This is a genomic window from Aliivibrio sp. S10_S31 (genome assembly GCF_014694495.1).
Classification (GTDB): Bacteria; Pseudomonadota; Gammaproteobacteria; order Enterobacterales; family Vibrionaceae; genus Aliivibrio; species Aliivibrio fischeri.
This window is the reverse complement of record NZ_JAAUWR010000009.1, coordinates 144,182-160,856: the sequence shown is the minus strand read 5'-3', so window position 1 is coordinate 160,856 and position 16,675 is coordinate 144,182. Positions and strand designations below refer to the sequence as shown.

Below are 16,675 nucleotides of genomic sequence, written 5' to 3'. Positions count from 1 at the left end.
TCAGATGTTATATCAAGAACAGTATAATAATTTTTAGATATTAACTCTTTATAATACAAGTTAAAAAGTTGAAAACTAAATAAAGTCATAAATCTCCTTTTCATAGTTATAATTAAAGAAAATATATAGTATCTTTTTATCGCACTTAACAAATAGCACTCTAAATTGTATTTCAGTCCCACCATGCTAAGAACATAAGCAATAACATTATTAATCTCTAAGACTTAAAATATCTTCAGCAGCATAATGTAAGTTCTTCGCAACCCTTCGAACCCAACCACGTCCAAATACATCATATGAACTTAAATCTGTAAAAAATCGAGTCCTTACAGCTAAAAACTTCATCAAAACATACTCTACATTAAAAGATAAGACACTACGCATAGTTATGATTCCTATAATTCCATCATCTTTAACCCCAACAGCACGCTGTAAGAAACGATTAGCCCACTTTTGACCATGATTAAAAGCAGCATCAAATAATTGATATTGTAATGGCTCCCTAAATTGATAAATTTTAGATTTTTGATACCATTTAAAATATTCAACTTTTGCTTCTTCTAATGTTATCGATTTTATATCCCAGTTAGGATAAGAATGTGCCGATAACCCATATTTAGTACCATTTAGCTTCCCCTTATTAACCTTTCCCCCAGTCCAATTACCAGGATCTTGTGAATTACATTGATATTCACCTTCATGCTCAATAACGCGTTTAAAAATCTTTAAAAAAATGGATGGGTACTGATTAATTTCATTCATTATTTTTACTCTTCATATTCAATGTTAATCATGAAATTTTAATAAATTTAAGTATTATGAAAAGTTCTTCGCTCTAAATCTCGAATTCTCACTTCTTGATCATTTAATCTATTTTTAATCCATGTAACATCATTTTTTAACGTTGTCACTATAACACTTCCCGAGACCATTCCAGTTCCAACAGAAATAGCAGCGGTTAACAAAATACTAATTACTTGCTCTTTTTTCATTTTTAAACTCATCTCTGATTGCTTCATAAGCGCCAATTACAAAAGGAACAGCAAGACCGATAACACCACCAAATTGAATAGAATTCTCATGACTTAAATCTAAACTAAATAGATGCCCATAACCAGTTGCTGCCGCGATAACACTACCAATTAAACTTAAACCTTTAATCGTAGAAGGTTGAATTTTCATATTAAATATCCTTACATGCTTAAATAAGATGAGTATTATAAAAAGCAATTAATAATTTAATGTAGCATCAAAATAAAAATTTCATTTACTAATGCCAAGATTCACAATAATGAAGCGATTAATAACAAAAAAACAGAAGAAATAATTATTATTAATTTAATGTCGCGAGATAAAATAAAAACCTATAACACATTGAAACAAATAACCTAAAGGTAATAAAATAAGCAAAAAAAAACAAATATAATTATATAATGCTAACTTTAATAAAAAACAAAAATATAAAGTTAATTATCAATTTAAAACTAGGCTTTAATTATGAAATTTAGCGAATACTTATTGTTAATGATAAACAAAAACAAAAAAAAACAAAAAGAAATGATTTGCGATCTAAATTTAAAATATAAAAAATTAAACTCACTTGATGAAGTTACGTTTAGTCGCTGGATTAACTCTAAGACCTCTCCCTCCTTAGAAAAACAGTTATTAATCGCACACTATTTAGAAAAAGGGGCTATCAAATTTATAAAAAATATAGATATACCTAAAAATAAAAAGGCTGTAGAGGTAGCCAAAAAAGATGCTTTTATGAAAATAAACAACAAATATCATGATATTTATTATAGTAAGCCATTAAAAAAAGAAGAATCGCTCCATTTAATTTATGTAAATAAAAATATGCATATTCCATCACTTGAGTTTTTTTACAACCCTTCCAATTTACATCGTTTACTATTATCACATAAAGAAAATTCAAATATAAATATCACAGTTCTTGCAATAAAAGACAAATGCTCATTTATTGGTCATTTAACATTAATAAGAAAGATACACAATGCACATTTATTTTTAAAAGAAACTAATATAAAACCTAACGAAGACTCAATTTTAATAGATTTTGGTTACTTTCCTGATGAATCAACATTTTCATTACTTATTGGACATATGTTTGCTCATCTAATGTCGGAAAAATTAAAAAACCATGATGTATACATCATGTTAAGAGGGAAAAACTTTATCAATCTTTTAGAAAAACTCGGAGGTATACTAATAACAGCAATAAAAGAAGATAATTATGGAAATATTTTCATATTAAAATTCAATTTTATAAAGCTATTAAGTGAACCATTTATACTTAAAAAAGTTCAATTATGTTATGAACATCATAATGAATTAAAAGAAAAACTTAAAATTAAAATATAAAAAAAAGCTTAGATACTAGTTGTATCTAAGCTTTTTTTATATCTCATTTATAAAAACTGTCTAAAATCTAGATTATCAATATCTTCTATTTGAACATTATGTGATAGTTCATTTAATACCCCGAATACTTCAGGATCTGTTTTATTATATAAACCAAGGCAGCGACAATTAGACGCATCGGCTAAATGCAAAGGTCCTGTATCACAACTAATAAATATATCAACATTTTTTAAGAAACTCGATAAAATACGCATGTTTGAATTATAATAATATAATGAATCATCATTCAAAGGACTTGTTATATCTGGGCTTAATATCTCTATCCATTTAACTTTCTGTTCTAAATCATGTTCAATTTTAGATAAAATCTCTCGCCATTGTAAGTCAGATAATCTTTTTGCTCCTCTTGCTCCTCTAAAGTAAGCAATACATAATTCATTACCATCATATACATCTTGCCTGTCTAACAGACCAGTGACTAATTCTTTATCAGTTAACTCAAGAAAATGAGATACATTTTTACATTCAAAACCTAGCTCTGAAATTAAATATAACCGACTCAGCGCAGCATGCTTTAATTTATCTCTTTTCTTAAAAGTATGAGTAAAAACAAAATTTCGGCGCTTGTGAAAAGGAGCTATTTTATTTCTAGCACTAAGCATAGAACAGATCAAGGTATCTTCAACAGATGAATAAGGCTGAAAAATAAGATCGAACTTTTTTCTTCTTGTTTTTATAATAGAAGAAATAAACTTAAATGCAGCTCTAGCAGAGAAATGAGAAAAAACAAATTCATCAACTCCCATACCAAGAAAAATCTCTCTCTGCCATTCATACTTTAACATTAGTGTGATATGTGCATCTGGATAATTTTTTCTTATCTCCTTAACAAAGGGAATAAGAAAATACATATTCCCAATTCTTTTATTATTCCTTACGATAAGGATATTTTTAACGACGTCAGGATTTAATAAAGATACATCATTATATTTTTTATTATTAAAAATATAAAATAAAAAAGGTTCCATCCACTTCATTTTATCTCTACGTACTTTATCCAGTTTACGCAGTAAATCATTAAACAAAACCATAATATCCAACTATTTTTTTTTAACTTGGTGATAGTACTTCAAACGTTTATTATTATAAATATTTGAAATTATATAATCTTTTCTACCTTCACCTAAAAAATCAATCGCTTTTCGCATTAAAATTCTATCTATGTAATTCAGGTAATAAATTTTATTCATAATTACCTTTATTCCATTATTTACTGTTAAGCCTTCCTTTTGCAAACATTTCAATATCTCCATATCTAACTCAGTCAAATCATCAAACATCTTTCACCAATTTTATAAAAAACAATAGAGTATTGATTCTACTAATCATTAAAAGCTTGTCACATAGCACTTATAAAAAAAACATAACAAAAAAGCCTATAACATACTATTTTATGAATAATAATTTCCGATACCAAAACAATAGTGCTTTGAAACAAAATCTAGCATAAGCTCATTATTAATACCTGAAACAATGAGTGTAATATTTTGGGCTCTTAGTGCTTTAATTACATCTGATAATAGTGATTGATTAAACTGAAACATTTCTTCAACAAAAGCCTGACTAAGCTTTACAACATCAAATGCTTTTACTTTCTTTATAAAGCCAAGGTTAGTTTCCTTATGGCCAAAATTACCCATCCAAATCTGGAAACCTTTTGTTTTTAAATTCAATATTTCAAAATCATAACGCGCTACAGATAAAGTATCCTCACCTATAAATTTAAGTGAAACCATCAGATCATTTTCCGTTTTTAAGGCTTCTAAAATAGGTAAATACTCAGAATTAAACCAATCAAGCTTTAACAACCTTAAATTAACATTTATGCTGATCAAGCATTCTCGAAAAGTGGACAAATACTCAACCTGTTCAATTAAAATTGTTTTGAACTCCATATCTGAAAGATAGGAAAAATCTACAACTTCAAGATTATTTAAAATAACTAATAAATCATAGGCCAATACTTTTCCAGAAGAAGAGTATATTTTATTTACTTTATATGTATACTTTGACATTTTTCTATCTTATACTTTTATATTCGAAATAACTATCGCACAAAAGAAAAAAAGTATACATAGCACATTAATTTACAAATAAATAAAAACGCCTAAAGTCACCATAAGTATTGAATTCAATAATATAATTTAAGCCTTTAGGTGATAAATTTACTCCTCTAACACAAAGTAGCCTACACCTCTTACATTATAGACTTTTACATTTTCTGGTAAAACTCGCCTTACATTGTGAATCAATAACAATAAGCTGCTTTGACTTACAATAGAATCAGGCCATACTGCTGCATATATGTCATCATAAGAATGTATATGTCCTACTGGTTGACTTAACATAAGAGACATAAAACGACACACCTTCTTATTAACATATACAGTGGAGGCTAAACAACTAATACTGCTATCTTCTTTTCTTTCTAAGCATGTCGTACACATACTTTTTAAACGACCTTCCATTTAGCGCCTACTAACATTCTAATATACAAATTAATAATAATATTTATTGATTTTATTAAACGAAGCATTTAACAAAACCATCACGATCAAATTACGATTTTATCTATATCTCTACAACACCAAAAGCTAATAATTATTATTATAACAAAGACAAACAAATAGCACAGTTTAGTTGCGAAAATTAAACCATTAAAATCAAAAACTTAAACACATAGTTGTACTTTTTAAATATCAGATTAAATTATAAAATAAATAAAATGCCTACATGGAGAGTGAGTTGCAAATTCAATCTGAATTTATTTATATAAAAAAACCAGCACTTTGTTAAATAACAATGTACTGGTTAGTATGATTTATACATATCAAATATTAATTAGAGCTTTATCATAGATATAGTTACTTTTAATCACTGAACAATAAAGTTTAAAGTATAGTCCTTTATTAATGAAGGGAGCTTAGCTTTCATTTTATAATTCTCCCATAACGTCTTGCCGTCTTTTTTAGCCTCAATATGTACAAATAAAAATGCTTCTTTATCAAACTCTTTCGTATTTATTGTCAAACTATATCGACCAACAAATCCTGTTTCATATGTTGCTTTAACATTTTGCTTCACTATAGTTTCAACTTTTCCTTGTTTATCCATACTCTGAATAGATGCTATCGCAGGCACTTCAACGAACGGTAAACTTTTATCTTGTGTATAAAATGTACCATTAATTGTAATTAATCTATGACTCCTCCCGCTATCATTTTCTAGAGCACTTACTTTTTTATTCTCCATCATCTGATTTTTAGTTTCTCCTTTGGATAAAGCAGAGATATCTTCACATCCAAACAGCAACCACGCATAAAATACAATAATTAATTTCTTTTTCATCCTTTGAAAAAGGCCAGACAGTAACTACTGACTGGCCCAACCTCCTTAAGTCACATTATTAAAAATACCAGGGATAACACTTACGTCACCACTGTAAGGAACATTTGTTCCCATCGCTTGTGCTAATGTTGCCCAAACACGTTGAAAATCGACCTGTTTACCTGCTTGCCAATGGTTTCGGTCACCATATTGAGAAATGTTATAATAACGCCCATTTCCAGTACCATTATTAAGTAACCCAGATGCTCCACCAACCATAAGCATTGGCATATTATATTGATGTTCTGGTGCACCATCTGACATCTCAGAAGTAATAACCACTAATGTATGATCAAGTAAAGAATCTCCAGGGACATCAGGATCCGCATGACTTGCTAATTCATCTAAAAATAATTTAGCTTGCCTTGCATACCACTTACGGCAGTCTTTCCATTCTTGTTCACTTTTATAACGGTGTGCTAAATCATGTGGGTTCGCATTCAAACTTGCATCTTTAATAACAATTTGGTCTGCTGAACGTCCAACTTGGATTGTCGCCACTCGCGATACTCCGCAGCTTAATGTCGTTGCTACCACTTGGTGATGACTTTGTTGAACAACATTACGATAATCAGGGGACATTATTGGACTATCCGCTGGCGGAATAGGGTTACATTGCGCGGTAATTTCTCCTGTATTATTCATATCCGTGACGACCTTTTCCATGGAATCCAAATGGGTATCCAGTTTCTGCTTTTCAGCCCCACTCACTTTACTTCTTAACAGCTGAATGTCTTCATTAATAGGATCAAACAAGTGTGTTCCTTTTGAGCCAGTTGAGCCTGCCGTTTTATTTTCATTGATATAATTCACACCAAATACATTTTCAAACATCAATCTAGGGTTCGCATGAGGTGTACGTTTATTCCCACCATTCCACGAAACATACCAATTAGTATGATCCACAGCATGAGGGCCTGCAAACAGACTTCTTTGGGATGGATCGGTTCCAACCATTGACTCCCCAAGTATGACATCAATTGAAGATTGGCTTTTATTTCTATCACGTAATACCTCAGCCCATCCTCCATGACCAGCATTCCCTCCACCAAGCATCATTCCTTGTAAATATAAAGATTGACTTTGATAAGCTGCTAATTCTTGACTCATCTCATTTAGTAAAAAGTTTTCAGACTCTACTGCGTTCCCTATATTTTTAGGAAACCATAAGCCTTCATTATATTTCCCTTGAAAGCTATCGGTAGCAAAACCATCTCCAATAACAAAGAAAACAACTTTTGTCTTTGCCTTTCCCGTTGTTGATGCTTGCGCCATACGGGTTAACCCACCTAATGATAGCGGAGCCACCACACTTGATGTAGCAGCAGCTTGTAGAAAACGTCTACGGCTCTTTAAAAATGTCATTATTCATCATCCTTTTTAAATTTAAACATATGAGAAGTGGCTAAAGTTTTGAGCATTTCATGAATCGATCCACTTTCCTTTAACTCTTGGGTCATATCTTGAATACCAGCGGTTGATTCTGCATCAGCTTCTACTCCCATAGCGTAACGGAAGTAACTGTCAGCTAAACATTGCATAACTGTTGTATTTGTTGGGAAGTGAGCAGAAATATCTCGTGCATTCTCAAACTCTAAAATCACGTTCATTCCTGTATTGTCACGTAATGGACCTGAAGCATCGATTGATAGTACTGTACCTGGTTCGTTATATGCCACTTCTTCTGTTCTCCATTCACCAGTTTGACTATAGTTTTCCAAAGAAGCTCCCGTATCATTCATAAACTGATGACATTCCCAGCATTGACCGGCAGAAGCAAACTCTCCGTTAATCGTATCCCAACGCTCACGTGTGGTTATTGCTGTATCTGGTAACTCAATAGAATCTGGGTCGACATCAACCGGCACTCCAATAGTTCGGCATAGTAGATTTTGACGAATCATTAACCCACGTTTAACTAAAGAAGTCGCAGCATAATCCGAGTTAATCACTTGTGTTAAACCATGATGCAATAAGCCACCACGCTGACCTTCTTTTGAGCCTACTTTTTCAAACTCATCACTCACTACCCCATCAATACCATAATGTTTAGCAAGGGTCTCATTAACAAAAGTAAAGTTAGGATTAAACAACTCTGTAAGTGTTCCTTCTCCTTCCGTTAAAAAGTAACGAATAAACTCAGCTTGCTCTTGAACCATCGCATTCACAACATCAGGAGTTAACCCAGGTTTCTCTGGTAGCTCCTCAACTTTGGTATTAATGTAATATCCAATGAAATCAGTAAAGCGCTTTATGCCTTTTTCACTTTGCATCATAGAAGCAACTTGATCGGCAATCTGAGTATCTGTGTCTAATTCACCTTTCGAAGCTTTAATAAGCAATGATGTACTTGGTGTTGTACCTAAGAAACTGTATGACAAAGCAGTCGCTAATTCATACTGAGATAACTCATATGCTGATTCGTCTGAATTCCACGAACCTAATTCTGAACGATACAAGTAATTTGGTGACAGCAACATAGCAGCAACTAAATCACGCGCATCATATTGAGATAAGAAAGAAACAAAACGCGACGTTTCAGCACTATCTAACGGTCTACGATAGACCTTCAAACCAATTTGGTTCACAAAGTCAGTTGCATTGATATTCTCGGAATAACCTATTGACTCTAAATCTAAGCGATCCGCAATATCTACCGCCATACTATGGTATTGCTTCATATCTTCTGGGAGAATAACACCATGATTTGCCTGACCTGCGAATATAAATTCACGCTCATATTTATCTTTTGGTAACTTATTTTTATCAATAGTAATATTAAATAAATCTTTAATACTATTAGAATATTCATAAGCAGTTAACAAACGTACTTGTCGATTACCAAATGAGTCTGTTGCATTTAAATAATCATTCCAAACATCATCATATAAATAATCAGCAATTTCTTCAGCACATGTCCTATCACAATGCCCAGAAACATTCATACTCATGATTTTATCTAATAACGCATCATAGCCAGCATTACCCCATACAGAAGCTTTATTTGCATTATCAAAAAACTCGCTTACACCACCATTTTCACCCGCACCGTGACAACTAGCACAATTTTTATTAATTAAATCCGCACCATCATTAAACGCTTCATAATCAAATGTTAATTTATGCTCTAAGTTTGACTCATTAATAATCACTGTTTGTGCCGATGGGCTTGGTAAATAGTTATTAAAATAAGGGTATTGTATTTCATACGAACCGTATTTTAGTTCTTCTGATAGCGACTCCCCCCAAACTAACGTACGTGTAACCTCCTCTTGTGTTTCAGTATTAATAATTAAAACATCAATATTATCAACACTAATATTAACCGGCTTTGATGGCGCGGTAATAGTTGCCATACCAACTAGATCTACGGGTTTTTCTTTATATGCTAATATAATATTTTCACTTGGGTTAGAATCAGAAATAATAATCTCATATTCACGAATTTCAGGAATATAGTCACCAACATCATTTAAACGAACGTTGTAGGTACCGTTTTCAAGGCCATCAATATCCATATCTCGTGCACCCCACGCCATATGAAATTTACTTTCATGCCCATTCTGATGAATAAGAGCACCACTTATTAACTCATCGCTAATACTACGATCTGGAGCCTCACTTGGTACAGAAAAACTGACTTGCTTAACATTTGCTCCACTTGGGTTTAGAGTTAGACGATATAATACACTCGCTTTATCATCCGATACCAACATAGAACCATCTTCTAATTCAAGAAACTCTACTGGTCGCCCAATACAAGCATCCGTTAAGCATTGGTAAGTCTGAACACTAGAGCGATCACGCATCCACCCAGTAATAAGCGGACGTTCATGAATAACTTTTGTACCATTCTCTATCGTCACCATACGTAGTTCTAAGCCAGGATATTCAGTAGAGCCATTAGCATGCGTTGCATAAACCAAATATTGCAATTCATCTTCTTTAGAATAAGCGTCCCAGAATTGAACCCCTAGCGGTGCATTACTACTAAATACATTAAATGCAGCTGGTGAATAATCCGATGGTTTTATAATACTATAATCCACTTCTGGAAGAATTGAATTTGGTGGAATAATATTTGTGTATAACAGATTTTCTTTCCAATTAGCCATTTCTTCATCTAGCAATCCGCGCACTTTTTTCCCAAAGAAATAAGGGAAACCAAAGTGTTGCTCACCTGGAGTAGAAATACGGTTAATTTCGCCAGGGTTAATAAACTGTTGTCGATTATTATCACTAAACCATATTTCTCCCGTTTTAGGATGCCAATCAAACCCTACAGCATTACGAATACCACGGGCCATGATCTCATAACCTCCAGTATCAAGATCAATCGCAATAATCGTTCCGTAAAGCTCCTCATCGGGAGTCTCGCAAATATTACAAGGGTTACCAATAGCCGTGTATAATTTATTATCACTCAAATCAACGGTATTAAACTTAATTGGGTGCTTCTGATGTTGCCAACGAGCCTTCCAATGCGTCTCTGGCGGAATAGGCACCTTTGTGCCATCTGCTGGGTAAGTAAAGATTTTCTCAGCTTTTGGACGGTGCTTAAATGTTTCTGAAATATTAGGGATCTTATATAAAGCCCCAACAGTCGCATAATAAAGCGTATTATCACGATAAGCGACACCGTGCGGCTCTTCACCTTCAGCGACAATATAAGTTCCAATAGGTTGTTTAGTCTGAGGATCTAACTCAATAGCATAAATAACACTACCTAGGGGATCATGATCCAATTTAATACCCGATGAACCAACAAAAATAATATTATCACCCTGAGCTAATGCTCTTGCTTGGTAAACGCCTTCAGCAAATAAGTCAACATTTACATCACCAAGCGGAAATAAAGCGTCTGTTTTAATAGGGGCACGGTAAAGAGCATCGATTGAAACCTCACGCTCTTCGTTTTTAGTAAAATCAACTAACCATGGTGAAAAGCGAGGTAAATACCCACTAACTTCGTCTAAAATCAGCTGATATTGACACTCTTTTAGTTCATCAGTATAAACCGTTTCTCCCCATGAGCCTCTGATTTTAATTCGCTCTTCTGTTGATGGGCAATATAATTCACCAGTTAACTCTTGAGTACTTAATTCAGATGGAGGGTTCAATAAGTCTTTATGAGAAAACTCAGGGAACGTTAATGTTAAACGATTACCATTAAATGATTTATTTACAGTTAAATTCTCAGCAGCGGTACGAGTTTGAGCTCCCTCATCATCCGTCGCGACAGCAAATAACTGATAGTTTCCTTCAGGCAAGCCTTGATGGGCTAGAATAAATGGAGCCTCTTCTGATGAACCAACTAACGCACTATTTAAATAATAGTCAACACGAATTACTTCACCATCATCACTTGCTGATGCACTAAATTCAAAACTCGTATCAGCAAACACCTCGGGCATTAATAAAGAAATAGTTGGCGCAATATTTTCAGTTGCTTCACATGTTCCTTCAACGTCCCAGGCATCTTTCCAGTATTCATTACCATTCCATGCAACACCGGGTTCATAAGCATTTTGCCCACACCAACCAAACTGTTTACAAACATAAATGGAACCGTTATTTTGAACACGGTCTCCTGAGTTATACTGCTCTCCATTTGCATAAAATGGCAAATCACAACCAGCTCCCTCATCTGATTCATTCAATTTACTTGCCGTTATTTTAATTGAACTAGAACGAGTAATATTACCTTCTTTATCAACGGCCTCAGCAAATAAAACACTTTCACCTTCAATAGCAGTAAAAGTCGCGGTATAAGGTGATGAGGATAAGGATTTGAATAATTGATTGTCACTATAAAAACGAACTTCTTTTAAATCATTGTCTTTATCTGACGCGTTAGCAATAAGAGTAAAAACCTCACCAACGATAGTTTCAATATCCCCCTTTGGTGATAACAAAGAAACCACAGGAGGATGAGTTTCAATTATTGGTTCTACTACCTTTAGCGCGTAAACTTTAGATTCTGTTCGATTTTCTTTGCCATCAAAAGCGACAACATGAAAACTATACAACCCTTCTGATGTTGGTGTAAATTGATAAACAAAAGGCGCCTTCGTCAATGTCTCAACCTTCTGTCCGTCGATGTAAAACTCAACCCCCTCTAAATCACCATCAATATCACTAACGTTTGCAGAAATCACCACCGAATCACCCAATACGATTTCTTGCTCAGCAATAGGAGCAACGACCTCAACCACAGGTGCAGTCCCTTTATCCGCTTCAACCGTAATTATTTGGGTTAAGCTTTGTGTAACATTTCCTTTTTCATCATATGCATGTACGTAAACAGGGTAAGTTCCTACATCAATATTACTTATAGGTGTTGTAAATGGCGCTCTCTTAACATCAGCGACTTGACTATTATTTACAAAAAACCTTACACCTTCTAAGTCATTGTCTATATCAGAGGCAATTGCCGCAAGCGTATAATTACCTCCTTCCTTTATTGTTATGTTGGTATTTGGCTTTGTTAATGTTACCGACGGTTTATTGTTATCAGAAACCTCATCTTCAACGCTTAATTGAAAAGACGACTCAACCACTTCCTGATTTAAAATACCACCATACCCAAATGTCATTGTAATCTTATTTCCAGGAGCTAACAGTACTGATGATCCACTGTATGAATTAAATCGAACCACATTTCGATAGCCTTCATTCTCTGCATTTCCTGCCTCCAAATTTAAGCCGGCCCCTTGTACTCCCCAAGGGGCGCTATACAATTGAGTTGGAGTGACAAAACTAAATGTCTCATCATTCAATTCAATGGGGTTAACACCATCATTCCTGATACTTATCTGATAATTATTCCAATGATTAGATACGGTAGAGGGAGCTACCAAACGCCCCAATGTACTTTGGTTTAAGTTTACTTCCGCGTTAACAGAACTAGCTATAGCGATTGACATGGGCAATATAAATTTATTCATTCCTTTTCCTTTCATTCATCCAACACAAACGAAAGGCTAACAATAAAAAATAAACATTTCTTTAGCATAAAAAAGGATAAAAAAAAGCAAATGCCAAAATATCCTAACATCCCATAAAAACAAAAAACAAAATTAACAGGAGGAAATATAAAAAAACCGACATTTCCTCCCTGTAACTAACTAAAAACTAATAAATGAATTTTTTAAAACTAAAGCCTTTGCGATAGCCCCAGAACTAGGTAAAGAAAGCCCTTCGTTAAATCCAATGACAGCATTACCTTCATCATTTAATATTCCTCCCATGCGTTTATATTCACTCCGACCGATAACAAGAAAGTCCAAACGCTTTTTTTTCTGCGAAAAATACTCGCGACAAATAACTTGATCTTCTTTACCTATTTGAAATGATGCTCCCTTAATAATTTTTTTATACTCGCCACTTGCGGCGACATCAGGAGCCAAACTATATAACTGTCCACGGCAAAGCTTATTATTAGATTGAGGTGTAGTCATCTTACCCTCACAGTATCTGACCAATAAATTAACTAAACCACCACCAGATAGTAATTCCACTTTCTCAATAGTAGCTCGGTTGCTATGAGTAAAAATATCAGAGTCGATAACACTCGCTTTATACCATTGACTTATCTGATAAAGGCTTCTGTCAGATACTGCTATTAATACCGGATATCGTTTATTATCCACAACCATAATATCTTGAATCGAATCTTTCTCATCTATCCCTTTAATAATTCGATCATTACTTCTAGGTGCAAACTCAAGCCCTCGGGTTAAATAAAGAGCTCTTTTTATTTTTCTATCCAATTTTATATCACACAAGAACAAAGCATATACCTCGTTATACATTGTCATATTTTCTACAGCCGATATAACCCTAATAATTTTGCTATCAGCTTTGCTCCAATCAATTGTGTTCTTAAACCCTTTAGTATTAATATATTGAAGCTCTCCGAAGCTTGCATATTTATAGTTGTCATTAACACTACGTTCAAAAGAGTATATACGCCCAACTTTGTCTTTTGACGCAACAATCGAGTTAGGGTAAGAAACACCATACCTTAACTCTAAATCTGCATTATTCTCCCCAATAAAATCAAGGGTCTTTAATGACATTCTTTTTACATAACTAAATCCACTTGAATCCTTAACGACTGATAGGTAATAGCCAGTGTCTTTATAAATACATCCTCGAGGTACTAGCAATTTTTCAGTAAAGTCTGCGATAGGAGGTAATATTTCAGGTCTAGGTTTTAATACGTCATATATTAGCTTTGCAATTATCAATACCCCACCAATAACCATTAATGCAATACCTAATGGGCCAGCAAAAGCCATGCCTTGGAATACAGCAAAACCAAGAATAAAACTAATTGCAGTTATTGTTGTATTAAGAGCTTCAAAAATAATATCAGCTGTATTTCCATCAAGGGTAGCCGTTTTTAAAGCATCTACGGCATAATAAAGTCCTACGACAGAAAGGAAAAAAGTCACTTTTGTCGTTAATTTAGCAATAATACTGGTATTAAATAATGAATGAGCAATATTAACGATAGGCCGATTAATCAACTTTTTAGTATTTTTAACACCTAACCAAAAATCTGAAAACGCAGAAAACCTGATCGTCGCATTTTTTAAGCCAGTAGGCGTCATTCTTTTCATATAATTAGAAATAGCTTTAACACCAGCATAATAACCAATACTTTCAACAGCACCAAACATAGTAGTCCCTAGTCCAAGTTTATAACTAAAGTTAATCTGCTCTTCATTTGATGCTGTTGTGGCCCACACATAATGAGTACTGCTAGTTAAAAATAGAAATATATTAGCAATTGCAGATGGGGCAAGTATAGAAGGCTGACCAGACATTTTGACAATTCTCTTTGTCATTCGATTTTGCTTCCATTTTACAACATTACCAATTATGCTTTTTCCCTTAGAGCGAAAACGTCTCCTCATTAATAATTTAGAATTTCGTGCATCTTCCTCCAATAAAAGCAGCTCTTCTGATTTTTTAATCTCAGTTCCAGTTCTAAAACGCTTTCTTTCCTTAACATAAGAAAATTGCTCACCTTTTATAGGGTCGATAAATTCAGGAAATTTACTTTGTAAAATTTTAAGGCTTTTCTCACTATATACACTACAGTCAGCCCAATTCACTTCTTGTAAAGTGTTAATAAAATCATTTTGATTGTATTTATTAAAAAAACTTTCCCAAAACCCTTGAATTTCAGAGTTACTGTTTGTGCGAAGCATATTTAAAGTTTCATGCATATTATCAAGATTATTTACCGTAGAATAAGCATCCTTTTTATACCCCCACTTAACACTTAATGACGTAGCTAAACAAATAGCGCCATATATTGTTTCATCAAAACGCTGAATTTGAGCTTCAGTTAAGGTTTTCAGCCCTCTATTTAGGCAGGTTTGATTCAAAGATCTAAGGGTCGTAATCAAACTATTCGCATTTTGATAATGATATTCATCTCCCCCTTTACAAATATCCATCCCATCAATACAAGCCTCAATTTTACCTTCTTCACAATACCATTCATGTAATTTTTCTCCCCATTCATCAGGCTTGTTAAGCTTGTATCGATGCAACTTATCGCCTTGAGAGCTAGTAGCAAACGATGTCGCTAAACAATATAAATCGTCCATCACTAACTTAAACGCACTACTTTCTTTTTCTCTATTTATTGATAAATTAATCGAGGTCATATCCCATGAGTTTAAACTTTTCCTCTCCTCCCTAGATAACTCATTGAACACTTGAGGGGCTTGGTAATTCCCTTGAATGAGTTGAGCAATAAACTCAGGCATAATTTCAGAAATATAATCATAATGCTTCATAACAAGAGAATGAACATCAGTAATACTATCAGACATACCTAACACCTTCTCATTAGGTAAAATATCACCGCCAATTTGCTCGGCAATGCTAGGGAAATCTCTTTGAAATACAGATTTAACCATCTCGTTAAACATAACATTTGAAATAAATTGAACTTCATCAACAGCTTCATCAAATGTGATCGTTTGAGCTATGCCAACGCAACGTAATGCATTCGTTTTCCTTGTATAGAAATTAATACTATCAAGGTCAACAAGTGTAAGCCCTGAATGCGATGTATTAATTTTACACTTATTAACAATTGCAGAATATACAGGCTTTGGAATAAATGCGCAGCTAACAGCCGCTAATGTTGATAATGAAGAATAAGCTAAAAAGTTACGTTTAGATAAATCGAAATCAATATTCATCTTTTTTTTCATAAGAACTCCATTATAAATATAATTGTAATAAAAAAATGTAAATAAAATCATTACTAATGATATAAATAATAGCTCCAATAAAAAATAAAATAATAATCATTTTTAAAACGATTATTATTTTATATTAAAGATACACTAATTATCTAATATATTAATTCTTAGACAAAAAGTACCCTTTACCTCTAACATTATAAATTTTTAGTTCATTTGGAAGGACTTTTCTTGCATTATGAATCAAGAGAAGTAAGCTATTGGAGCTTACAACAGAATCTGGCCAAACAGTATCATAAATATCATCATATTTATGTATATAACCGATAGGTTTACTTGTCATTAACGACAAGAAACGACAGATTGGTTCATTAACAGGATAATTATCTTTAACCTCATGCTTAACACCTTTTTGATCATTTGTTTTTTTATCACAACAAAGCTTACATGATAGTGTTAAATGCTCACTCATAATTACTAATCCTTATCATAAAACCCACATACTTAAAAAAGCATTAAATAACATTTTTATTAATACAGAGTATGGATTTTACAAGAACAAAGAATAAAATAGCATAAAATAATAATTATTTAACCTAGAGGTAAAAAATCAA

13 protein-coding genes are annotated in these 16,675 nt (G+C 33.2%); 1 reads left to right on the top strand and 12 read right to left on the bottom strand.

Going from position 1 to position 16,675, the window contains the following annotated elements:
* Positions 1 to 210: 210 nt before the first annotated feature.
* The 3 genes from HC728_RS10075 to HC728_RS10065 are packed head-to-tail and all read right to left on the bottom strand — an operon-like array spanning position 211 to position 1,182.
* On the bottom strand, positions 211 to 762 hold the full coding sequence (locus HC728_RS10075; RefSeq protein ID WP_188863793.1) for a glycosyl hydrolase 108 family protein: 552 nt from the start codon (positions 760 to 762) through the stop codon (positions 211 to 213).
* Positions 763 to 809: 47 nt separating this feature from the next.
* A complete protein-coding gene (locus tag HC728_RS10070) occupies positions 810 to 992 on the bottom strand; it encodes a hypothetical protein (protein ID WP_190395406.1) in 183 nt (60 codons plus the stop codon).
* Complete coding sequence (locus HC728_RS10065; RefSeq protein ID WP_188863791.1) at positions 970 to 1,182, bottom strand: hypothetical protein; 213 nt, start codon at positions 1,180 to 1,182, stop codon at positions 970 to 972. The genes HC728_RS10070 and HC728_RS10065 overlap by 23 nt, the downstream gene beginning before the upstream one ends.
* 315 nt (positions 1,183 to 1,497) lie before the next feature.
* On the opposite strand from HC728_RS10065, the gene HC728_RS10060 reads away from it, so the two are divergent.
* Positions 1,498 to 2,382, top strand: a complete 885-nt coding sequence (locus HC728_RS10060; protein WP_188863790.1) for a hypothetical protein — start codon at positions 1,498 to 1,500, stop codon at positions 2,380 to 2,382.
* A 47-nt stretch (positions 2,383 to 2,429) separates the two neighbouring features.
* Here HC728_RS10060 and HC728_RS10055 read toward each other — a convergent pair whose 3' ends face one another.
* The 9 genes from HC728_RS10055 to HC728_RS10015 all read right to left on the bottom strand — a co-directional run bounded on the left by HC728_RS10055 (position 2,430) and on the right by HC728_RS10015 (position 16,533).
* A complete protein-coding gene (locus HC728_RS10055; protein ID WP_190395405.1) occupies positions 2,430 to 3,419 on the bottom strand; it encodes a glycosyltransferase family 9 protein in 990 nt (329 codons plus the stop codon).
* A gap of 63 nt (positions 3,420 to 3,482) precedes the next feature.
* Positions 3,483 to 3,722, bottom strand: coding sequence for a hypothetical protein (locus tag HC728_RS10050; RefSeq protein WP_188863788.1), 240 nt, complete (start codon positions 3,720 to 3,722; stop codon positions 3,483 to 3,485).
* A 111-nt stretch (positions 3,723 to 3,833) separates the two neighbouring features.
* Complete coding sequence (locus tag HC728_RS10045) at positions 3,834 to 4,457, bottom strand: EAL domain-containing protein (protein WP_054775976.1); 624 nt, start codon at positions 4,455 to 4,457, stop codon at positions 3,834 to 3,836.
* Positions 4,458 to 4,607: 150 nt separating this feature from the next.
* Entirely contained in the window at positions 4,608 to 4,910 is a 303-nt protein-coding gene (locus HC728_RS10040; RefSeq protein WP_054775975.1) for a helix-turn-helix domain-containing protein, read from the bottom strand.
* 406 nt (positions 4,911 to 5,316) lie between these two features.
* Positions 5,317 to 5,790 carry a hypothetical protein gene (locus tag HC728_RS10035; protein ID WP_188863787.1) on the bottom strand — a complete coding sequence of 158 codons (474 nt, stop codon included), beginning with the start codon at positions 5,788 to 5,790 and terminating at the stop codon, positions 5,317 to 5,319.
* Between the two features lie 45 nt (positions 5,791 to 5,835).
* Complete coding sequence (locus HC728_RS10030) at positions 5,836 to 7,194, bottom strand: DUF1552 domain-containing protein (protein ID WP_054775973.1); 1,359 nt, start codon at positions 7,192 to 7,194, stop codon at positions 5,836 to 5,838.
* Complete coding sequence (locus HC728_RS10025; protein ID WP_190395404.1) at positions 7,194 to 12,776, bottom strand: Ig-like domain-containing protein; 5,583 nt, start codon at positions 12,774 to 12,776, stop codon at positions 7,194 to 7,196. Before HC728_RS10025 ends, HC728_RS10030 begins: the two co-directional genes overlap by 1 nt.
* A gap of 180 nt (positions 12,777 to 12,956) precedes the next feature.
* Positions 12,957 to 16,070, bottom strand: a complete 3,114-nt coding sequence (locus HC728_RS10020; protein WP_190395403.1) for a hypothetical protein — start codon at positions 16,068 to 16,070, stop codon at positions 12,957 to 12,959.
* A gap of 151 nt (positions 16,071 to 16,221) precedes the next feature.
* On the bottom strand, positions 16,222 to 16,533 hold the full coding sequence (locus HC728_RS10015) for a helix-turn-helix domain-containing protein (protein WP_054775968.1): 312 nt from the start codon (positions 16,531 to 16,533) through the stop codon (positions 16,222 to 16,224).
* Positions 16,534 to 16,675 lie beyond the last annotated feature (142 nt).